The sequence below is a fragment of the Pseudoalteromonas sp. D15MCD-2 genome (assembly GCF_038562745.1).
Taxonomy (GTDB): Bacteria; Pseudomonadota; Gammaproteobacteria; order Enterobacterales; family Alteromonadaceae; genus Pseudoalteromonas.
Map to the genome: position 1 here is coordinate 3,525,109 of NZ_JBCFQE010000001.1, position 21,620 is coordinate 3,546,728.

Sequence of the window (21,620 nt, forward strand, 5' to 3'; positions counted from 1 at the left end):
GTGGCATGATTAGCTCAGAGCAAACCCGAATTAGAGCGTTATGTTAGTTAATTTTTCAAAAATGCACGGCCTAGGTAATGACTTTGTCGTTATTGATAACATTACTCAAAATGTTTTTTTATCACGTGATCAAATAAAGAAGCTGGCAGATCGCCATTTCGGCATTGGCTTCGATCAACTGCTTATGGTTGAAGCCCCTTACTCTCCTGATCTCGATTTTCATTATCGAATTTTCAATGCCGATGGTAACGAAGTTGAACAGTGCGGCAACGGTGCGCGCTGTTTCGCCCGCTTTGTACGTATGAAAGGCCTGACCAATAAGCATAAAATCTCGGTTTCAACAAAATCTGGTAACCTCACGCTTTATATAGAGAAAGATGGCCAAGTAACGGTAAATATGGGCCACCCCAATTTTGAACCGAACAAAATCCCATTAAAAGCCAGCAAGCGTGAGTTGACCTATATTCTTCGCACGGAAGAACATACGGTATTTAGTGGCGCAGTATCGATGGGTAACCCGCACTGCGTTTTAGAAGTTGATGACATTCATAGCGCAGAAGTCGCCACCTTAGGCCCACTGCTTGAAAATCATGAACGCTTTCCACAACGCGCAAATGTTGGTTTTATGCAGGTAATTTCGCAAGATCACATTAAACTAAGAGTGTGGGAACGTGGCGTTAGTGAAACCTTGGCCTGTGGTACAGGTGCCTGTGCTGCGGTCGTGGTTGGTCAAATTCAGAGTAAACTTGCTACTACCGTACAAGTTGACTTACCCGGCGGCAGTTTGCAAGTACGCTGGCAAGGCGAAGGCCACCCTGTACGAATGACAGGCCCTGCTGAGCATGTTTTTGATGGACAAGTGGCACTATGAGCAAACTAACAGAACAACAAATTGCTGAATATTTAAAAGCACACCCTGATTTTTTTATTAAAAACCCTGATGTGCTCGCTGAAGTTGAACTACAACAGCAAACGGCTGGGACAACGTCTTTGGTGCATATTCAACAGCGCCAATTACGTGAACACAATACGCTATTAAAAAATAAAATTGAGCAGCTCGTTGAACAAGCAAAAGAAAACGAGTTAATTTACCGCTTATTTAGCGACTGTCATCGTCAGTTATGGACTAACTACGACTTTACGACACTGGCTAGCAACTTGCGCAATATTATCTGCACGAACCCATCCATTAACGAATGCCAGTTAGTTAAGTACGATAAAAAGTTTGATGAATTAATTGCTCATCGCCTGCAAAACGACGGCATTTACTTGGGTCGAGTAAGCCAACAAGAAAGAGACTTACTGTTTTCAGACACGACTCAATCGACTGCTTTATATCTAATTGGTAACACGAAACACCCTGTGGCTATTTTGGCGTTTGGTAGTGATGACGTAAATCACTTCGAACCGGCAAAAGACAGCTTTTTTGTCCTTGAGTTTGTGCGCTCATTGCAACTGCGCTTATTGGAACTTGCATGAGCGATGTGACAACGCCAGACATTAATGAATTAAGTGATGCTTGGCGAACACCCATCCAACTTTTTGCAGACTACTTACGCTACGAAAAACAATACTCAGCGCACACAGTAAACCAATATACGAGCCAACTAGGCTTCGCAGCTTTGTACTTTAGTAAACTATGTGAAGACTGGTTTGCTGTTCAAGGTGAGCATATTCGCCGTTACAGCATGCAAATGCGCAGCAAACAATTGAGTGGTCGCACAATCAGTTTAAAACTAAGCTGTATTCGCAGTTTATATAAATTCTTAAAAGCCAAAAATATAGCCAGTCAGGTACATTATCACAATCCGGCAGAGGCCATTAAAGGGCCAAAATTTTCCAAGCCTTTACCCAAAAATTTAGACGTAGATCAAATGGCTAAGCTTTTAGAACTGCCAGATGATGAGCCTTTAGCTATTCGTGACAAAGCCATGATGGAATTAATGTACTCTTCGGGTCTGCGCATTAGCGAGTTAGTTGGTGCTAACATACAGGATATAAATCCAACTGAAGGCGAAATTTTAGTCCGTGGTAAAGGTAACAAAGAACGCTTATTACCTGTAGGCAGCAAAGCGCTCAGTGCATTAAAAGCATGGCTGAAAATTCGCCCTCAATTTGCAAATCCTGATGAAATAGCCGTGTTTGTTAGCAGCCAAAAAAAGCGAATTTCCGTACGCCAAGTTCGCTTACGGATGCAAGAATGGGGAATTAAGCAAGGGATCAGCTCGCAAGTGCATCCGCATAAATTACGCCACTCGTTTGCATCACATATCTTAGAATCATCAGGGGATCTGCGTGCCGTACAAGAACTCTTAGGACACAGTAGTTTGTCTGCAACGCAAGTTTATACGCATTTAGATTTTCAGCATTTAGCTAAAGTGTACGATAACACCCATCCACGCGCTAAAAAGCGCTCAACATCAGAGTAAACCCTTGTCATTATGATCCGATTTAACCGTGCCCTATCGCCAGTTTCAGTTTTAAGTTTTGATTTAGACGACACACTTTACAACAACCATCCGATCATAAAATCAGCCTTACAAGCACAAGCTGATTACTTAGAAGCATTAGACCAATGGCCAGACGATAGCATGAGCTACTGGTTAACATGCCGCGATAATGCTTTAAAACATGATGCAACTTTAATTGATGACGTTACACGCTGGCGACAAGCAGCATTACACTATGCCATGACCGATCTGGGTTTTTCAGCAGAGCAAGCTCAGTTGCATGCCGAAAACGCTTATCAGGCATTCGCTGATGCCCGCAGTCAAATAACCGTGACTGATGAAGTGCTTGAATTACTTGCTAACCTCAGTAAACACTACCGCCTCATCGCCATCACCAATGGTAATGTCGAAGTAGAAAAGTTTAACCTTAATGGTGTGTTTGAGTTAGTTTTACAAGCAGGCCCACACGGAAAAGCAAAGCCGCACAGCGCCTTATTTGATAGCGCAGCCAAAAAATTAGAAGTGCCTCACAAGGAAATTTTGCACATTGGCGATAGCCTAGATACTGATGTCCAAGGCGCCAATAATGCCGGATGCCAAAGCGTTTGGCTAAATAACCAAGCAACGCAATATCGTTATCAAGGATTAGCAGATATTGAAATAAGCAATATCATGGCGCTCAATCATTTGATTAAAAAGTAACGACTTTGAGAAATTTGTTTTATGCTGAGCAAGTAGGCAACAAAGATTTAAAACTGGTGGGCGAAACGGATGAATGCTTTTCTTAAATTAATATTGCTACTTTCTCTTAGTTTAAATGGTTACTTTATTTGGCAGCTTTTTAACCCAGCAAAGCCTATAGAAATAGAAACTGTCGCACCAGCGCCTAAAGTACAAAAAGGCACGGTCTTACCTGCCCACTTCCAGCAAGCAGTTGCACTATTTAGCAATCAGTTATTTGATAAAGCCGTCGCTGAGTACACTCAATTACTTGTGAATGAACCTCGCTATGCAAGGCAGCTAAAGCAAGCTTGGCAACAGCAACTAGAATCATGGCTTTCCCATAAAAAATTCACTTTAAGTGAGCAATTTTTAACGGCCTTTTTAAATAGCCACCCTTACGATGTCACCATGCTTGAACTTGAAGCTAAGCGTTTAATCGCACAAGGTGATACCCAACAAGGAATCATCAATTTACTGGCTCTTAGCAACCAGTTAGACAGCAATGATAAACAACAACTTAACAAACAAATAGACGAGCTAAGCACATCCTATATTGATGAACTTATTGCGACGCAACAATGGCAAGCCCTGCTTAATATTAGTCAACAATGGCTTGATTACACGCCTGGCAATGCGCAGTACTTATATAACTATGCATTAGCTAACTATCATTTAGAAGATTACGTCGCGAGCCAAATAACCCTAGATCAACTGCCTGAAGATCATGACTATAAACAACAGGCCGAGCAATTACACCTATTGATTCAACAAGCCTTAGCAGGTGTTGAAGTTATAAAATTAACCGCTCGAGGTTCACATTATTTAGTAAACAGTATTATCAACGATGATATTGAAACCGAACTGATGATCGACACAGGCGCTAGCTTTACTGTAATCAACCAAACATTATTAAACTCGCTTAACACTCCAGCAAATTTTCTTGGCGCACTTAAGGTAAACACAGCTAATGGCATTGTTGAAGCACAGCGGTATCAGCTCGAATCCTTTCAAGTCGGACAACAACGTATTCGTAATTTTGAAGTGCTGGTAATAGAAAATCATGCTGGCTATGGCTTATTAGGTATGAACTTTTTAGAGAATTTTAAGTTTAATATCAATCAGCAAGTGAATGAGTTAGAGTTGATAAAGAACAATTTTTAAGGACAAGCAATGACTCTTAACGAATTTCTTTCGAAATTAGCAAGCACACCACAGCAAATTGAGTTTACCGATACCATGGCGGTAATTGACAGCAATTATGATTTTACCCCAAGCGCTTTTAATAATCATGGCTTGCTTAGCGAGGCAAATGAAAATAATGGCTCATGTAAAATTTTTGCCTTTGCAAAGCTTAATCAACTAAGCAAACAAAATACCCTCGATTGTTTTGGCGCGTTTTATCGTGATGATGTATTACACAATCCTGAAGGGCATGACCACATGAACATTCGCACCTTTATGCTTGCCCCTGAAGCGACCCCTTTCTTAGGAGTTACATTTACCGAGCAAGACGTGCTTAAAGCGAAGTGATTAATACCAAAAATTAAAGGGGTTTTTCCATAAAATAACGGCAGCCGTCGAGTGGGTAGTTACTCATTTCGTATTTGACTTGGTAGCCGTTTTTTTCGTAAAAAGGTTTGGCTTGAAAATCGAGCGTATCAAGTTGAGCGATATTTGCACCAAACGCTTTAGCTTTGCTCTCTAATTCAGCTAACAATCGTGTCGCAAGCCCTTTACCACGTGTCTTATCATCACACCAAAGCCAACTAATAAGCAGCCAATTGCCAAATACTTGACCATGGATACCGGCAACAACATTGTTTTGTTTATTAACGAACTTAAAGCCTAAAGGAATACGCTCGGCATTAAAATGCGCGGCGTTGAAAGCCACAATATGTTCTCTTAGCTGGTTGTTTAGATCAGCTGAGTCATCACTTTTTAATTGATACATAGCATACCTATAAAATGTTATGACTCAGTATACGCTTATATCGTTAATCAGTATAAGTGGTTCTTGCCATAAGGTACTTCGAGCATGTTACTCGCCAGCTTTTCGGGCTGACCGCACATTTCATCATAAGCACTGGTGTGGCGTAAAACCATATCACCATAACTTAAGTGATCGAGGCGCTTTTGAATGTGCAACGGGCTAATATCGCGAATAAACTCACCTTGCTCATCAGTGACATAATACTCAACGTTATTTATTAGCACAGACACTTGATACAGCGCCATTTCCAACGAATGAAGGATAACTTTTTGCAGTGGCTGATGGTCTGCAAGCTCTGATAACTTGATAGGCATGTGCGTTCCTCTTTGATGGTGGAACTATCTATACGTGATTTTGGTATACTGTGATCAAATTAATTGTACAAAAATCACTCATGCCAGAAAAAGTACGACTTGCTAAATTTATTGCCCATGCGGGTGTTTGCTCTCGAAAGCAAGCATCGCGTTTGATAGATCAAGGTGAGGTAACAGTAAATGGCCGTGCCGCAAATCATATAGATCATGTTGATGAGCACGATGATGTGATTGTACTTGGCGAAAAAATTTCAGCAAAAGCGCCACTCACCTACTTTGCGTATCACAAACCCGTTGGTATAGATTGCAAATTAAATGCTGACGACCCAACCAGTCTTATTCATAGTCTGCCTAAAACTACCCGGGTTTACCCAATTGGCCGGCTCGACAAAGACTCCCGAGGTTTATTGATTTTGACCAATGACGGTGAGTTTTGTAATCAACTTATCCACCCTGATTACCACCAACCCAAGCGCTATTTAGTCACCGTAGATAAACCTCTTGATAGTGATTTTTGTAAAAAAATGGCAAACGGTGTGCCTGTAGATAAACAAATAACCCTTCCTTGTGAGGTGGCTCAAGTCACCGAAACACAGTTTTGCATCGTCTTAAAACAAGGTTTAAACCGGCAAATACGTAAAATGGCACGTTTTTCTGGCTACAAAGTCATCGACCTGTACCGCACAGATATCGCAAAACTGTCACTCACCACGCTGAATTTGCCCGAAGGGCAGATAGTCAGTATCAAAAAAAGTGACATTCTCTAACAAAAAAGTTTGCATTAATTGATTACGCGTGTAATCTTAAATTAAAGATTACATCTGTAGGCATAAAAATGATTGAACTTTCTAAAGCTGAATTCGAAGTATTAGATGCGGTATGGCTTGGCTACCCAGCCACGGCTAGTGAAGTAATTGCGCGTTTAAGTGACGATAAAGAATGGCACGAAAAAACCATTAAAACGCTACTAAGCCGTTTAGTTAAAAAAGGCGCACTAAGCTTCGAGAAACAAGGTCGCCAATATAACTACACCCCTTGTATTGCTCGTGAAGAATACACATTAAAAGAAAGCCAAAGCTTTATTGAACGCTTTTTTAATGGCCGTATTGCGCCACTGGTGAGTGGCTTTGCTAAATCAGAGCAACTCTCGCAACATGATATTGATGAGCTGAAAAAGGTCATTGATGATTGGGAAAAACAGCAAAAATAAGGCTTGTTATGTTAGATGCATTTTTTAATTGGCTGTTAGATCAACAACTTTTGATCTCATCTGCAATTATGTTTTTATTACTGCTAGAGCGAAAGTTACTAAGCCAGCTATCGGCACGCTTGGTTTATACACTGTGGGCGCTTTTACCAATTAGTTTATTGTTAGCGAACCTACCAGAACACTTAAAACCAATTCAAAACGACTTTATCAGTAAGCTGACTATCACACCAAACACAGCAATAATGCCGCAGTTTACGCTCACTTGGTTTGCTATTTATGGCTTTATTAGTGCCGCACTGCTGATCACTGCCGTATATTTTCATTACCGTTTTCTAGCAAAACTGCAATTAGTACCAATTACGCTTGATCATCACAACAACCAAAGTATACGCATATACCAAAGCAACCAAGTGAGCTCACCTATGGTTGTAGGAGTTATAAACACCAAGCTAGTAATGCCTACAAACTATCAAAGCCATTACAACAGCCATGCTTTAGCGCTTATTTTAGAGCATGAATCAGTGCACATTAAACGCAAAGATAACCTAATTAATGCCATCGCGTTAAGTGCCACTATTTTGCTGTGGTTTAACCCTGTCGCTTGGCTTGGTTATGCAAGTCTGCGCCGCATTCAAGAGCTTTCATGTGATGAGCAAGTACTCAAAAATAAATCAACTGAACAACGAATTCTATACAGTAAGGCATTAGTGCACTGTGCAAGCTTTAGCAGAACAGGCTTAATGGCTTATTCACAATACGGAGATAAAAACACCATGTTACAACGTCTAAATCAAATAAAGCAGATCGACAACAGCTCATTTATTGCAAAAACAGCGTTAGTTATTTTTACAGCGGGCATGCTTAGCAGCTTTGCCATTGCAAAACAGCCGATGTCCGTTGAAAAGACAAAGGACTATCAAGCGGTTATGCGTGTAGAGCCGATATACCCAATTCAAGCTGCAGAGCAAGGTATTAGCGGTTCAGTCGTTTTGAAATACGATATTTTACCAAGTGGCGCCACCAGCAATGTTAGTGTAGTAAGTGCAGAGCCTGAAGGTGTTTTCAATCGAGAAGCGAAAAGAGCCTTAAAACAATGGCAATATGCGCCGTCTGAATCTGGCTTTCAAAACGCCTTAGTACAACTCGATTTCGCCTTAGACGAAAACTATCAAGCAAAGGATTTAATAGAAAAAATTAAAGTTAGCTCTAAGTAAAAGTAACCACTTAAGACCCTAAAGCAAGCGCCTTATTTAAGCCGCTTGCTTTGTGGTTTTTAACTTATTGCTTTGTAACTAGAGGCAAACAGCAATCATCGCCACAGCACAAACATAGCCTACTAGCCAAACTAATGAGCGCAGAATATCTTGGTTTATGTAGTAGAAAATACAATACAACACACGGGCAATAACATGCACAATCGCTAGGGTCTCAGTTACCTGATAGACATTATTGCTACCTATAACGACTGCCAGAGCGACAGCAAAAATAATCAGCGATTCAAAGCTATTTTGATGTGCTGCCAACGCACGAGCACCAAAGCCGGTTAGTTTAGCTTGTTGCTCACGCGGGTGCTTATTGTCGTAGCCTGCCAACTTATTTTGTGCAAAAGCCACAGGCGCTTTGGCTAAATAGGGTATGAGTACTGCGATGAGTGCACAGATAATCAGTGTGGTCATGATATTTCCTTATCTTTTAACTGTAATACCCTACCCTAGCGTAAACAAAAAAAAGCCGCTACTTAAAACAGCAGCGGCCAGCAATAGCATCATTGTCACTATAGTCTAATGACGGCATAAAAGCCCTGCGGCATATTGTCACAGCTGAGTTTTTCTCAAGTTGGTCGATAAGCTAATGCTCTCATACTTTGGTTTTGTTACTCTAAGCGCCTCTCCTCATTAATTTATTTTCAATATGACTTGGATTTTCTTAACTATTTTTGCGGCATTTATGCAGTCGTGGCGCAATGCACTGCAAAGTAAACTGAGTGCAACAGTGAGCGTTGCAGGGGTAACGCTTGCTCGCTTTATTATTGCCAGCCCAATTGCTGCCCTGTATTTATTTGTACTTTATCAGTATCAAGACGCCGCACTCCCTGACTTTAATCTGGCTTTTATTGGCTACATTGTTGGCGCCAGTATCGTCCAAATCGTTGCCACCGGTTTGATGGTAAAACTGTTTAAAATGAATAACTTTGCAGTCGGTGCCGGGCTTGCAAAAAGTGAAGCGCTGATGGCGGCCATTTTAGGCGTTATGTTCTTCGGCTCAGCACTCTCACTGCTAGGTTGGGTTGGCGTATTTATTGGTGCAATTGCGGTATTGCTATTAAGTGGCATCGCGAATGTTAAACACTTTAATTTGGGCACCGCACTGCTTGGGCTTGCTTGCGGCACTTCTTTTGCTCTTTCATCGTCATGGATCCGTGAGGCAAGTTTAAATTCAGGGCTGACTTTCCCACACTCGGCCGCTTGGGTGTTGTTACTGATTATCAGCTTACAAACCCTGATGCTGTGCGTGTATATTGCATTCAAAGAACGCGATACATTTAAGAAAATGTGGCATCACAAAGGCACTACTACCGCTGTTAGTGTTTGTAGCTGTTTAGGTTCAATTGGTTGGTTTAGCGCTATGAGCTTGCAGCATGTTGCTTATGTAAAAACACTGGGGCAGATAGAAGTATTCTTTACCATTTTGGTATCGATTCTTTGGTTAAAACAACCTTTAAAGCGCCAAGACACGGCTGGGCTTGTGTTAATTGCACTGGCAGCCATTCTGGTAATGCTACCAAATTAGGCTTATTCCTAGTCATTAAAAAAGCGGCATAGCCGCTTTTTTAATGACTAATTTTTAGGGTTATTACACCGCTAATTATCAGCAATACTCCGGCAATGCGGCCAAAAGTGGCGGCATCACCATAAAATAAAATACCAACCAAAAAAGTGCCTGCGGCTCCTATGCCTGTCCATACCGCATAAGATGTTCCCATCGGAATATCCTTTTGCGCCAACCACAACATAAACCCACTAGCGACCATAAATGCGACGGCTATCGCAATGCCTAACCAGCGACTGTCTGCCTGTTGAGACATCTTAAGGCCAACAGGCCAGCCAATTTCTAACAGACCTGCGACAATTAAATACAACCACGCCATTAGTGATCTCGCTTTTTCAAGATCACGTCATACAAATCTTCGCGGCGGTCTTTTAAGTTTCTAACAGTACCTTCACTGTGAAGGATTTTCAGTTTATCCATATCTAAATCACTGAATAACAGCATTTCGGTATTCGGTGTTGCTTCATTCAAGGTTGCATCATGCGGGAACGAAAAGTCAGAAGGGGTAAGCACTGCTGATTGCGAATACTGTACGTCTAAGCTTTCTACTTCAGGTAAGTTACCAACCGAGCCTGCAATCACAACATAACATTCATTTTCAATTGCGCGTGCTTGTGCACAATGGCGTACACGTAAGTAACTATTTTTTGTATCCGTCCAAAATGGCACGAACAAAATATCTAACCCTTGCTTAGCGAGAATACGTGACAGCTCAGGGAACTCTACATCGTAACAAATTTGAATACCAACACGACCCGCATCCGTTTCAAATACAGCAATTTTATCACCGCCTTGGATCACCCAGTCATTTTGCTCGTGAGGGGTAATATGAATTTTACGCTGCTCATCAATTTTACCGCTGCGGTGGCACAAATAGCTGACATTATAAATCTTGTCATCTTCTGCGAGTGGCATGGAGCCTGTGATAATATTGGCATTGTATTCAACCGCCATGCGTGACATTGCATCACGGAAGGTTTCTGTGTACTCGGCCAAATAGCGAATAGCTTCCGTTTGATTACTTTGTTCGGTAAGACCCATTAACGGGGCATTGAAAAATTCCGGAAACAGAATAAAGTCACTCTTATAGTCAGACACCGTATCAACAAAGTATTCCACTTGCTTGAGCAGCTCTTCAACAGACTCAACACAGCGCATTTGCCACTGTACAGCACCGACACGCACAATTGATTTAGTCGACTCAAGTACCGTATCCGTCGGCTCAAACATAATGTTATTCCACTCGAGTAAAGTGGCATAACCAACTGACTCCTGATCTTCAGGAAGGTATTTTTTAAGTAAACGTTTAACTTGGAAATCATTAGATAACTGAAAGCTTAAAATCGGATCGTACAGCTCTTTGTGGTCAACTTTTTCGATGTACTCCATCGGCGACATCTCTGCACTGTGATTGTAATAACGCGGAATACGCCCACCCGCTAAAATAGCGCGTAAGTTATATTGACGACACAGCTCTTTACGTGCATCGTATAAGCGACGACCCAGTCGCATCCCTCGGTGAGTTGATGAAATCACCACATCTAAACCATAAAGTGCATCACCTTCAGGATCACTAAATACACGGTCATGACCATCAACAATGTCTTCGTAGGTATGTGGGTTAGAAAAGCGCGCGTAATCAACCTGTACACTCAAGGCGATGCCCACTAAAACACCATCGTCAACAATGCCTATTTGCCCTTCAGGAAACTGATCTATTAGCCTAAAAATAGTATGGCTTGGCCAAGCACCTCCAAGCCCTGGGTAAGCTTGATCCATGAGGGTCTTTATTTGTGGGTACTGTTCTTTGGTTAGATTACAGATCTCTAAATGCGTTTTTTCCGCCGGCATAGCTACTCCTTTTTAGGCACGAGAGAATAATCACAGCAAACATTGCTCAGCATGTTTCTAGATTAGCTTTAACTAGAGTGGCATCAAATGCCCACTCTGCCAAGCCCCAAGCTTAACAAACATGATGTGAACAGGCGCTTAGCCTCATTCATAAACATCAGTGACATGCGTTTACAAAGCAAAAGCGAGCAATTATAAACCTGCATTGCTCAACTTTTCATCTATAATTACGCTACTCTCCATGTGTATTTGAGGTTGGATTGATCAAACACTTATTAAAACAATCAAAGCAATCTGGCTTAGAAGAGATTGAACACGTTAAATTTCTGATTATTTCTAAAATCGCCTATTTCGCGTTGATTGTTCATGTCTTGCTGATCCCCGTATTTGCTCACATAGGTGCAAATACGCTTGCTTTAGTTAATATCTTGAGTGTGCTTGCTTGGGCAAGCGGCATATTCTTGATTAAGCAAGGACTGACTTCGCTTGCTCTTAGAGTATTTTGTCTTGAAGTAATTATTCATGCAGTAATTGTCTGTGCCACCCTTGGCTTAGGCGCAGGGTTCCAGTTTTACCTTTGGACTGTGTCTTGTATTTTAATGATCGATTATCAATTAACCTTTAAGCGTGCAGCTTTATATAGCTTAGTGATGATTGCGATATTCGCCCTGCTATATGTATTTTTTTCAGATGTTCAGTACAGCTTTGCTTACCCAGAATTACTACCACATGTAAATGTAATCAATATTATTATTGCCGGTTTACCTATGGTCTATGGCATGGGTCTAATTAGAGAAATCACCTTGTCGCAACGGGTTGAGTTAACAGAAATGGCAGCCCGCGACCCTCTCACCAAGCTCTATAACCGCCGTTTTGCAAAAAAATTAATCACTGCTGCACATCAAAAAAGTATTGAGCAAGAGAGCAGTCTTTGTATTGTTATGGCTGATATTGATAAGTTTAAAAGTATTAACGACAATTACGGCCATGATAAGGGAGATACAATACTCATTAATATTGCGAAGCTAATTCACCAATTCATTAATGATGAAGATATAGCGGTACGCTGGGGTGGCGAAGAGTTTTTAATTTTATTAACCAACACTGATGCAAAACAAGCCTTCGCAAAAATTGAAACTTTACGTATCAAAATCGCCGAACTAAAAGCGCATCATGAATTCCCCGATCTCAATGTCACGATGAGTTTTGGGCTTATTGAATGGCAACCGCTCGCTTCAATAGAAAAAATGCTGCAACACGCCGATGAAGCGCTGTATAAAAGTAAGCATGCAGGGCGCAACCAAACAACTATTGCTAAAGGCCATCGCCCTGCTTTCAAAGATGCTGATGCGGTTAATTAACCGCATCGATAGTGATACTGTGGGCAATCTCCTGCGGTAATAATGGCGTTAAACCATTACTGACATAATCGTTAAACCCGGCACGATAAAATTCTGACAATGGATGCCCCGACTGCCCACCCGGAATAGCCATTATAGCTTTATCTAAGTGCCCAGGTTGAACAATAAAGCGCTGTGAAGCACCAAAGCTACGTCCTTGCACCGAAGGCATAAAAGTATCACCAAACCCAGGCTCCGTAGGCATATTCAATAAGCTTTTCAGTGCGGGTATTTGCTTGGCAAATGGGTGCTCAATCACTAATTCGTTAACCTTGCCCCACTCCCAGCTATGCGGGTTGTTACCATATTGCTCGGTTAGTTTAGTGATAACGCGGTCAAAAGCTCCTATCATTTGTTGTTGCCAGTTTGCATACTCAGGGTTTAACCATGCCTGAGGCTGCGCTTCGATAAGTTGCCAAACAGCAGGTTCTAAGTCTCGTTTTACTGGTTTTAAGCTACTATCGAGAGCTTTTAGCTTATTCTCTAACGGGCTAAATAAGCCGTTAATCACTTCACTGCGGTAGCGCTTTACTAAGGTGTAGCCAATTGAGTCGCTACAAGCACACGCCTGCCAATTATTTAGCTCTTTTAAATACAGGGCATATTTATCGCCTGCAGTGCTAAGCTGTTTGACCAGCAGTTTATGCCAAGCCGTTAAGAAACGCGCTTCGTTATCATGTTGTAAGTCATAAAAATCTTGTTCGTTGAACTGTTGTTTTTCAAATAAGCGGTCGCGAATTTGTGCCGAGCGAGCCCCCATGGCATAAGCACCATTACCAAAGCGCTGGTCATCCTCTGCGGAAACAACGCGTGAGTTGCCCGTCCATAAACGGCCACTTTCTGGGTTTTTAACAAATGGACGCTGGGTTTCGTTTTCGTGCCACTGTGCAGGATACGCTTGCTCAGCCACAGCTAATTGATGGGGCTCTTTACGGGCAGGCACGGCTCCCATATTCTTCCAAGCTGCATTACCTTTATCATCAACAACCATCAGATTTTGTACAGGAATACCCACCTCAGCAGCAAGCGCTAGTGCATCATCAACCGTGTTTGCTTGCTCAAGCTTAAGTAACTCCATATCAACCGCATACTCATGGTGGGCAACCCAACTTAGCGCATAAGGTTTGCCGTTGATTTCTGTAACTGGGCCATACTCACTCATGGTTAAAGCGTAATTTTCGCTGTTGCCGTCATTGAGTAAGATAGGTTCATCTACCTGCCAGGTTTTCTCTTTACTCTCAAGAGCTATCCAGTCGGCTGTATCTAGATAACCATTGGTGAATCCCCAAGCTATCTTATTATTGGTACCAACAACAATGGCAGGAGCCCCAGGTAGTGACACACCGGTGACTTGCTGCATTTCACCATTGAGTGGGTAATTGAGCTGGGCTCGGTACCAAATGATTGGCACAGCAAACGATAAATGCATATCGTCAGACAGCATTGCAGCACCTGTTTCAGTTAACTGTCCAGTAACCGCCCAGTTATTACTGCCAAGTTCCTTTCGGTCTGCAATGTCAGTCATAGCCCATTGAGCGTCTTTGAGATTAGGAATACCGCCGTTATAAGGCGCTAATTGGCTATTATCGAGTGCCGCTTGATAAAGGCTAGGCTGAGTAATAAAGTCAACCATCGCCTTACCATATAAATCTTCGATTTCGATCAGTGTTTTGTCGCGCTCAAAGGTGGCCGTTTGTAAATCTAAATACATACTAAAAATGATTAGTAAGCTGTCTTCGCTTTGCCAAGGTTTTGCTTCAGCGCCTGTGAGTAAATATTCAAAGCTATCGAAACCCACTTGCGCATGGCCTTCATTAACCCCATTCGCGTACGCTTTTAATAGCGCTTTATCTTTAGCAGGTAACTGCGCGACAGCAATCTGACTGCGTTTACGTAACTGATGAAAGCGCATTTTTTTATCAAGCCCAACGGCTGCTTTACCAAATAACTCACTAAGCTCACCTGCAGCATTACGGCGCAGTAAATCCATTTGAAAGAATCGGTCCTGACCATGAGCAAAACCAAGAGCATAGGCTGCATCTAATCGGTTTTCGGCATGAATAACAGCCTGTCCTAAGGTATCTCGCTCAATCTTAACTGATTGCGAAATAGCGTCGCTTTTACCGCGACCATCAAGTGCCGGTAAACTTAAGTTTAATACGCCATAAACAAGCCCCGTTGCGAGTAACATTACAACGAACAAACCTATTAGTAACCATTTGATTATCTTAAACATGCCAATTATCCTTGCGCTAAAGTAACACTATATTAACCTGAGTTTTGTGAAAGAATAGTGTTGCGATACAAATAATTGAAATTAGGTTTATAGATTTGCTGTTCATTGTTAATTACCACAGAAATTGTCTATAGTAGGTAAATAGTATAAAACTTGATATTTCTCATGCCGCTAGCGACCGAAACAGATAATAAAAAACTACAAAAACTGAAGCTAGCCTTCTGGTTTTCACTTGCCTGGATCATCGTGATTGGTCTTGTAATCGACCAAATTAATTACAGCCGCGAGAAAGATGCTTTTCGTGCACAGGAACTGGCAAAAGTAAGTGCCTATCGTGCAGAGCTCGAAGCAACCTTAATATCTAACATTCAACTTGTGCGAGGGCTTGCAGTTGCTGTAGCTGCCGAACCCAATTTAGACCAAGCCCGCTTCACGCAAATTGCCAGCCCTTTATTTTCAACGTCTTCAGAGCTTAGAAACATCGGCGCGGCCCCTGATATGGTTATTCAGATGACTTATCCTCTTGTGGGTAATGAGAAATCTATCGGGCTAAACTTTTTAGAAAACCCAGCGCAGCGTGACGACGCAATTAGAGCACGAGATGAAAACCGTATTGTTATGGCCGGCCCCTTAGAGTTGGTGCAAGGTGGTCAAGCATTAATAGCAAGAATGCCCGTATTCACTCCACCAGAACTCACTTTTTGGGGGCTCCTCTCTGTTGTTCTCGACATAGATAAAATCTACACAAACTCGGGGTTAATCGCGCTAAGTCAGCATTATGATGTTGCCCTACAAGGCAGAAATGGCCTTGGTGCTAAAGGTGATTTTTTCTTCGGCTCTAAGGACGTGCTCAATACCAACCCTCTGAGCTTTAGAATTAACTTTCCAGGTGGTGAGTGGCAGATGTACGCCACACCAAAATCTGGATGGCAGCCACCAAGTTCTGCTATTTGGCCGCTAAGACTGGCCATTATTTTATTCTGTATCTTGTTTGCTGGCGCCTCTGTATTCTTTTTACGCATGGTTGAAAGACAGTACAAAAGCGAACGTATGTTAGAAACTATGAGTAGCCTTGCTAAAGTCGGCGCTTGGTCTTTTAATCTAGAGACAAGAACCGTCTATTGGTCTGATATGACCAAGCAAATTTTTAAGTTTCCTCTTAATGTACAACCAGAGTGGCCTGCTAACTTTACACATTTTAAGGCTGGTGAAAGCCGGGATAAAATTCGTCGCCTTAACGAGCGTGCAATCAAGTATGGTGAGAGTTTTGAGACTCAAGTGCAAATCATCACTGCTGAAGGTGATGAAGTTTGGGTGCTGCTACATGGTGAAGCCGAGCATAAAAATGGCCGTTGTATAAAGCTTTTTGGTTCACTACAAAATATTGATACCCGTAAGCGAGGTGAGCTAGAAAACAACAAAATAGCCTTACATAATGAGATTTTAGCCTCTCTTACCGTTAATGATGCTGTACTGACGGGTAACCTTAACTTATCTAAACATGTGATTGTGCAAGCAATTTGTCACGCATTTGATATTGATCGCGCGAGTATTTGGCTATTTAGTGACGATCGCCAATCGCTCAATACCTTTGCTATTCACGACCAAAGTCAGCCTGAATTTAGCGAGCCGATTTCACTGCAACAATTTGAATTTCAAAATTATTTTGATGCCATTAACAATCACGCTGTAATTAACGCCAGTGATGCTCAGCAACATCCACTGACTAGTGACCTACGTAGCAACTACCTTGATTGGTTTAATATACGCTCAATGCTGACAGTGATCATTCCTACTGGTAGCAAAACAATGGGAGTTGTGTGCGCCGAAAAATGTCATAACCGCAGACATTGGAGTAAAAATGAAGAAAGCTTTTTAATCGCAGTTGCGGCACTCATTGGTAGTTTACACGCAAGTCAGCGCCGTATAGAGACCGAACAACAACTCGTTCAAGCAAAAGAAGCTGCTGAACAAGCAGTAAAAGCCAAAAGTGAATTTTTAGCAAGCATGAGTCATGAGATCCGCACCCCTATGAATGGCGTGATCGGGATGCTCAATATCATCAAACAAACCAAACTAGACACCCAGCAAAACCACCATATAGATTTGGCGCAATCATCGGCTGAATCACTATTGCATATCATTAACGATATTTTAGATTTCTCCAAAATTGAGGCCGGTAAGCTCGATATTGAAAATGTTAGCTTTAATGTATCAAAACTACTTGGCGATACTATCGAATCGTTTGCCATTAAAGCAGAACAAAACAATACCAAGTTGCTGCTAGATACCACACACCTTAATCACGGCTTTATCATTAGCGACCCTAATCGGATTAGGCAAATCATCAATAACCTAGTTAGCAATGCGGTTAAATTCACGAAAGATGGTGAGATAATTGTTATCGCCAAACTCGAAACAAACAACGAAGAATTGTTCTTGAACTGTTCTGTTATTGATTCGGGTGTAGGTATTAAACCTGAAAAACAAGCCGCTCTATTTGACTCATTCACGCAAGCTGATGCATCAACTACACGCCAATACGGCGGTACAGGGCTTGGCCTTGCAATAGTAAAACAGCTGTGTCAGTTAATGGATGGTGATGTCAGTGTGGTTAGTTCATACGGGGAAGGCAGCACCTTTAATTTTACTGTAAAAGTTAAACGTGATCATACAAAGCAAGCGCCAGAGCCAAGCCACATTATAGATAAAAAGCATATTTTAATTGCTGATAATTGTAAGCTCAGTATCAATATTGCCAAAAAGCAATTACAACTATGGGGGGCTGAGGTCGAGACCTATACTGATATGCCAAGCTTACTCAATCGTGCTGCAATGCCAACCGATAATGGCTGCGATGCAATTTTAGTGGATTATCTTTTTTATAGCAGCGCAACAAAAGAGCACCAACAAGCATTCTTAAAATACTTTAATGCCACCAGCTGTAAACGAATTTTAATGGCCCCAATGAGCCTTACTGAAAAACAAACGAGACAAACATTAAAAGTTGAGAGTATTATCTTTAAACCATTAACGCAGTCTGATTTATTTAATTCACTGGCGAACGACAAATACATTGAACAGCAGCAGGTTAATAAAGAAGCCTTAATAACCAAGGTCGTGACCAGTAGCGATAATACTGAGTCGCAAGTCTTGCTGGTTGAAGATAATAAAGTGAATCAGATGGTGGCAGGTTCGTTGCTAAAGCAAGCAGGCATTAGTTTTGATATCGCTGAAAATGGCCTTGAAGCGATTGCAAAACTTTCAAGCCGAGAGCAAAGCCCCTACCAATTAGTGTTAATGGATTGCCAAATGCCAGAAATGGATGGTTACCAAGCAACGCGAGCCATTCGGGCAGGTGAAGCAGGCGCAGCTCATCAGGGGGTTAATATCGTCGCACTCACTGCAAATGCGATGCAAGGTGACAAAGAGCGTTGTTTAAACGCAGGTATGAACGACTATGTCACCAAACCCCTTAAATTTGACTCGCTCAATAAAAAGTTAACAGTGTGGCTAAGCACTGAAGAATAAAAAGAGAGTAAAACCATGCAATTATCATCAATTCAACAACGTGTTATTGGCTGTTTACTCGAAAAGCAAAGTACAACACCCGAACATTACCCGTTATCTTTAAACTCACTGACTAATGCATGTAATCAAAAATCTAACCGTGAGCCAGTATTGTCTCTCACTGAAGCGCAAGTACAAGATACCCTCGATGAGCTTATTGCATCACGGTTAGTCACTGTTGATGAAGGGCTGTCAGGGCGTGTAAATAAATATGCTCACCGCTTTTGTAATACCGAATTTGGCAGTTTGCAATTTACTGAGCAGCAACGCGCCATTATCTGTTTGTTACTGTTACGTGGCCCGCAAACACCAGGCGAACTGAGAACTCGCAGCAACCGCCTCGCTGAGTTCAGTAACGTCAATGAAGTCGAAGCCGCATTAAATGCACTTATAGAGCAAGAACATGTGGCACGCTTAGCACGAGAGCCTGGCAAGCGAGAGAGCCGCTACATGCACTTATTTGTTGACCCAGACAACATTACTGAAGAAATGGCTGCTAAAGAGCCTGTTCAAGGTAACAGTAGTGAAGTGCAACAATTACGAAGCGAAATCGAAGATCTTAAGCAACAAATTAACGCAATAAAAGCGCATTTAGGTCTTTAATAAAAACCGCGCCCGTAACATAATGTACAAGACGCTGACAACCACAACGAAAATAGGAGCTCTACCATGCGTGCCGACATTCTGGCGGAAATGAAAGTCCAACCAACTATTGATGTAAAAGCGGAAATCACCCGTCGTGTTAACTTTCTTAAAAGCCGACTTATTGCTGCGCACTCTCGCTCACTTGTATTAGGGATCAGTGGCGGTGTTGACTCATCAACCTGTGGCCGTTTATGCCAATTAGCGGTGGATGAATTAAACCAAGAACATAACACGAACGAATATCAATTTATTGCCGTGCGCTTACCTTACGGCGTACAAGCAGATGAAGACGAAGCACAACTAGCCGTAGATTTTATTCAACCAAGTAAACGTATGACGGTTAACATTAAAGCGGCTGTTGATGGCATGCATGAACAAGCAATGGCAGCTGTAGTTGGTGGTGGTGCTGAATTACCAGAGCAAGCTAAAATCGACTTTATCAAAGGTAATGTAAAAGCACGCCAACGCATGGTTGCGCAGTATGAAATTGCCGGTTTCAGCCAAGGCTTAGTTGTTGGTACCGATCACAGTGCTGAAAACATCACTGGCTTCTACACAAAATTTGGTGACGGAGCATGTGACTTAGCACCTTTATTTGGTTTATCAAAGCGTCAAGTTCGTGCGCTTGCTGAGCACTTGGGAGCGCCAGCTGTACTTGTGCATAAAGCCCCAACGGCCGACTTAGAATGTGATCGCCCAGGTCTAACTGACGAAGAAGCGCTTGGCCTCACTTACGATCAAATTGATGATTTCTTAGAAGGTAAAGAAGTCAGCAATGAAGTAGAAGAAAAGCTAACAGCAATTTACTTACGTACTCAACATAAGCGCCAAGCGATCCCAACGGTATACGACGAGCTTTAAAAACAGTTAAAACACTAAAAGGGCAATAATCATTGCCCTTTTTCCTTCCTCGTACAGACCCTTAGCAATATTCAAAACCTTCAATCACTCATTATCGGCCGCGCTAAATGATCTAGAGCGCTATGCTTGACGTAAAAGTTAGCAACATGATTGCAGTAAAGATGAAATAGTTCTGTAATTTGGTTTATAGTTGTTACAGTTAAGTACATTACATTTCAAATCAAAAATCTAAGGTTTTATATTAGTTTATGTCATCGCCCATTTTAATTACTGGCGCAGGCCAACGTATTGGACTCGCTCTGGCCGAGCACTTTTTAGCGCAAGGGCAAGAAATCATAGTCACTTACCGTACCCGCCATGAAGCAATTGATGTGCTTGCAGGTAAAGGCGCTATTTGCATCCATGCTGATTTTAATAGTGACCAAGCTATCGGGCATTTTATCGAAGAATTAAAAACCCATACCAACCAGCTCAAGGCAATTATCCATAATGCGTCTAGCTGGGATTGCGAAGCAAATAACCACGATTACGCAGACCTATTCGATAACATGATGCGTATCCACGCCAAAGCGCCCTATTTAATTAATTTAGCAGCTTCTGATTTGCTACTGCATTATCAGCAAAACAGTGGCCAAGCCGCAGATATTATTCACTTAACCGATTACGTAGTTGAAAAAGGCAGCCCTAAGCACCTTGCTTATGCAGCAAGCAAAGCAGCGCTTGATAATTTAACCAAGTCGTTTGCCGCTAAATTTGCACCAGCCATTAAAGTGAATGCTATCGCCCCTTCGTTAATTATTTTTAACGAACACGATAGCGACGAATACAAAGCCAAAACATTAAAGAAATCGCTAATGGGCATTGAGCCCGGCTGCGCCGAGATTATTAACAGCGTAGAACTATTACTAAGCAGTCACTACATCACAGGTCGCTCTATGCCTGTTGATGGTGGCAGACATTTAAAATAACGAATTACTGAGAAAGCTATGCACGATGATTTAAAAAATAGTTACCAACAAATAATTACCGCAGTAGGTGAAGATCCTGCTCGTGAAGGATTACTCGACACACCAAAACGCGCAGCAAAAGCGATGGAGTATCTGACTAAAGGCTATCGTCAAACATTAGATGAAATTACCAATAATGCGGTATTCACTTCAGATGCCGATGACATGGTCTTGATCCAAGACATTGAGCTTTACTCTATGTGTGAGCACCACTTGCTGCCATTTGTTGGCCGCTGCCATATCGCTTATATCCCTAACGGCAAAGTGCTTGGTTTATCTAAGTTTGCGCGAATTGTTGACATGTATGCGCGTCGTTTTCAAATTCAAGAGCAATTAACCCATCAAATTGCTAAAGCGGTTGAAGAAGTAACTGGCGCGAAAGGTGTTGGTGTAATCGTTGAAGCAAAACATATGTGTATGATGATGCGCGGCGTTGAAAAGCAAAACTCAAGCATGCGTACATCGGTTATGTTAGGTAACTTCAGAGCCGATCCAAAAACCCGTAACGAGTTTTTACAACTAGTTAGAGGGTAA

22 protein-coding genes are annotated in these 21,620 nt (G+C 41.9%); 16 read left to right on the forward strand and 6 right to left on the reverse strand.

Going from position 1 to position 21,620, the window contains the following annotated elements:
- The first annotated feature begins 40 nt into the window (after nt 1-40).
- The 6 genes from dapF to AADY36_RS16215 all read left to right on the forward strand — a co-directional run bounded on the left by dapF (nt 41) and on the right by AADY36_RS16215 (nt 4,703).
- The gene (gene dapF, locus AADY36_RS16190) at nt 41-871 is read left to right on the forward strand and encodes a diaminopimelate epimerase (RefSeq protein ID WP_054563683.1); all 831 of its coding nucleotides are present in this window, start codon (nt 41-43) and stop codon (nt 869-871) included.
- On the forward strand, nt 868-1,479 hold the full coding sequence (locus AADY36_RS16195; RefSeq protein WP_239962436.1) for a DUF484 family protein: 612 nt from the start codon (nt 868-870) through the stop codon (nt 1,477-1,479). The genes dapF and AADY36_RS16195 overlap by 4 nt, the downstream gene beginning before the upstream one ends.
- Nucleotides 1,476-2,429 carry a tyrosine recombinase XerC gene (locus AADY36_RS16200; protein ID WP_342409233.1) on the forward strand — a complete coding sequence of 318 codons (954 nt, stop codon included), beginning with the start codon at nt 1,476-1,478 and terminating at the stop codon, nt 2,427-2,429. The genes AADY36_RS16195 and AADY36_RS16200 overlap by 4 nt, the downstream gene beginning before the upstream one ends.
- Nucleotides 2,430-2,441: 12 nt before the next feature.
- Entirely contained in the window at nt 2,442-3,152 is a 711-nt protein-coding gene (locus tag AADY36_RS16205) for an HAD-IA family hydrolase (protein WP_055199240.1), read from the forward strand.
- Nucleotides 3,153-3,221: 69 nt separating this feature from the next.
- Nucleotides 3,222-4,334 carry a retropepsin-like aspartic protease gene (locus tag AADY36_RS16210; RefSeq protein ID WP_055021657.1) on the forward strand — a complete coding sequence of 371 codons (1,113 nt, stop codon included), beginning with the start codon at nt 3,222-3,224 and terminating at the stop codon, nt 4,332-4,334.
- A 9-nt stretch (nt 4,335-4,343) separates the two neighbouring features.
- Nucleotides 4,344-4,703, forward strand: coding sequence for a HopJ type III effector protein (locus AADY36_RS16215; RefSeq protein ID WP_342409234.1), 360 nt, complete (start codon nt 4,344-4,346; stop codon nt 4,701-4,703).
- Between the two features lie 13 nt (nt 4,704-4,716).
- On the opposite strand, the gene AADY36_RS16220 is transcribed toward AADY36_RS16215, so the two are convergent.
- Nucleotides 4,717-5,124, reverse strand: coding sequence for a GNAT family N-acetyltransferase (locus AADY36_RS16220; RefSeq protein WP_342409235.1), 408 nt, complete (start codon nt 5,122-5,124; stop codon nt 4,717-4,719).
- 47 nt (nt 5,125-5,171) lie between these two features.
- Complete coding sequence (locus tag AADY36_RS16225; RefSeq protein ID WP_054563690.1) at nt 5,172-5,477, reverse strand: DUF6482 family protein; 306 nt, start codon at nt 5,475-5,477, stop codon at nt 5,172-5,174.
- 80 nt (nt 5,478-5,557) lie between these two features.
- On the opposite strand from AADY36_RS16225, the gene AADY36_RS16230 reads away from it, so the two are divergent.
- From AADY36_RS16230 to AADY36_RS16240, 3 genes are all read left to right on the forward strand, one after another.
- Nucleotides 5,558-6,244 carry a pseudouridine synthase gene (locus AADY36_RS16230; protein ID WP_342409284.1) on the forward strand — a complete coding sequence of 229 codons (687 nt, stop codon included), beginning with the start codon at nt 5,558-5,560 and terminating at the stop codon, nt 6,242-6,244.
- A gap of 68 nt (nt 6,245-6,312) precedes the next feature.
- Nucleotides 6,313-6,687: a BlaI/MecI/CopY family transcriptional regulator gene (locus AADY36_RS16235; RefSeq protein WP_054554650.1), complete on the forward strand. Its 375-nt coding sequence runs from the start codon at nt 6,313-6,315 to the stop codon at nt 6,685-6,687.
- An 8-nt stretch (nt 6,688-6,695) separates the two neighbouring features.
- Nucleotides 6,696-7,901 (forward strand): M56 family metallopeptidase, encoded by a 1,206-nt coding sequence (locus tag AADY36_RS16240; protein WP_239962432.1) that lies wholly within the window; start codon nt 6,696-6,698, stop codon nt 7,899-7,901.
- A gap of 78 nt (nt 7,902-7,979) precedes the next feature.
- On the opposite strand, the gene AADY36_RS16245 is transcribed toward AADY36_RS16240, so the two are convergent.
- Nucleotides 7,980-8,363 carry an MAPEG family protein gene (locus AADY36_RS16245; protein ID WP_055199242.1) on the reverse strand — a complete coding sequence of 128 codons (384 nt, stop codon included), beginning with the start codon at nt 8,361-8,363 and terminating at the stop codon, nt 7,980-7,982.
- A 235-nt stretch (nt 8,364-8,598) separates the two neighbouring features.
- Here AADY36_RS16245 and AADY36_RS16250 point away from each other — a divergent pair, with 235 nt between their 5' ends.
- Complete coding sequence (locus AADY36_RS16250) at nt 8,599-9,477, forward strand: DMT family transporter (protein WP_082401736.1); 879 nt, start codon at nt 8,599-8,601, stop codon at nt 9,475-9,477.
- Between the two features lie 40 nt (nt 9,478-9,517).
- Here the strand turns inward: AADY36_RS16250 and AADY36_RS16255 are convergent, their stop codons facing one another.
- Together AADY36_RS16255 and AADY36_RS16260 are read right to left on the reverse strand one after the other, a co-directional pair.
- Nucleotides 9,518-9,835 (reverse strand): DMT family transporter, encoded by a 318-nt coding sequence (locus tag AADY36_RS16255; RefSeq protein WP_054554646.1) that lies wholly within the window; start codon nt 9,833-9,835, stop codon nt 9,518-9,520.
- Nucleotides 9,835-11,367, reverse strand: a complete 1,533-nt coding sequence (locus AADY36_RS16260; protein WP_055199243.1) for a carbon-nitrogen hydrolase family protein — start codon at nt 11,365-11,367, stop codon at nt 9,835-9,837. Before AADY36_RS16260 ends, AADY36_RS16255 begins: the two co-directional genes overlap by 1 nt.
- Nucleotides 11,368-11,627: 260 nt before the next feature.
- Between AADY36_RS16260 and AADY36_RS16265 the strand changes: the two genes are divergently transcribed.
- Complete coding sequence (locus tag AADY36_RS16265) at nt 11,628-12,728, forward strand: GGDEF domain-containing protein (protein ID WP_239962428.1); 1,101 nt, start codon at nt 11,628-11,630, stop codon at nt 12,726-12,728.
- Here AADY36_RS16265 and AADY36_RS16270 read toward each other — a convergent pair.
- Nucleotides 12,721-15,003, reverse strand: a complete 2,283-nt coding sequence (locus AADY36_RS16270; protein WP_342409236.1) for a penicillin acylase family protein — start codon at nt 15,001-15,003, stop codon at nt 12,721-12,723. The genes AADY36_RS16265 and AADY36_RS16270 overlap by 8 nt on opposite strands.
- 165 nt (nt 15,004-15,168) lie before the next feature.
- Between AADY36_RS16270 and AADY36_RS16275 the strand changes: the two genes are divergently transcribed.
- The 5 genes from AADY36_RS16275 to folE all read left to right on the forward strand — a co-directional run bounded on the left by AADY36_RS16275 (nt 15,169) and on the right by folE (nt 21,620).
- Nucleotides 15,169-18,534 carry an ATP-binding protein gene (locus AADY36_RS16275; RefSeq protein ID WP_285221990.1) on the forward strand — a complete coding sequence of 1,122 codons (3,366 nt, stop codon included), beginning with the start codon at nt 15,169-15,171 and terminating at the stop codon, nt 18,532-18,534.
- Nucleotides 18,535-18,549: 15 nt separating this feature from the next.
- On the forward strand, nt 18,550-19,176 hold the full coding sequence (locus AADY36_RS16280; RefSeq protein ID WP_239962415.1) for a YceH family protein: 627 nt from the start codon (nt 18,550-18,552) through the stop codon (nt 19,174-19,176).
- Between the two features lie 66 nt (nt 19,177-19,242).
- Entirely contained in the window at nt 19,243-20,079 is an 837-nt protein-coding gene (gene nadE, locus AADY36_RS16285) for an ammonia-dependent NAD(+) synthetase (protein WP_054563697.1), read from the forward strand.
- 248 nt (nt 20,080-20,327) lie between these two features.
- A complete protein-coding gene (gene folM / locus AADY36_RS16290) occupies nt 20,328-21,047 on the forward strand; it encodes a dihydromonapterin reductase (RefSeq protein ID WP_054563698.1) in 720 nt (239 codons plus the stop codon).
- An 18-nt stretch (nt 21,048-21,065) separates the two neighbouring features.
- Entirely contained in the window at nt 21,066-21,620 is a 555-nt protein-coding gene (folE, locus tag AADY36_RS16295; RefSeq protein ID WP_054554638.1) for a GTP cyclohydrolase I FolE, read from the forward strand.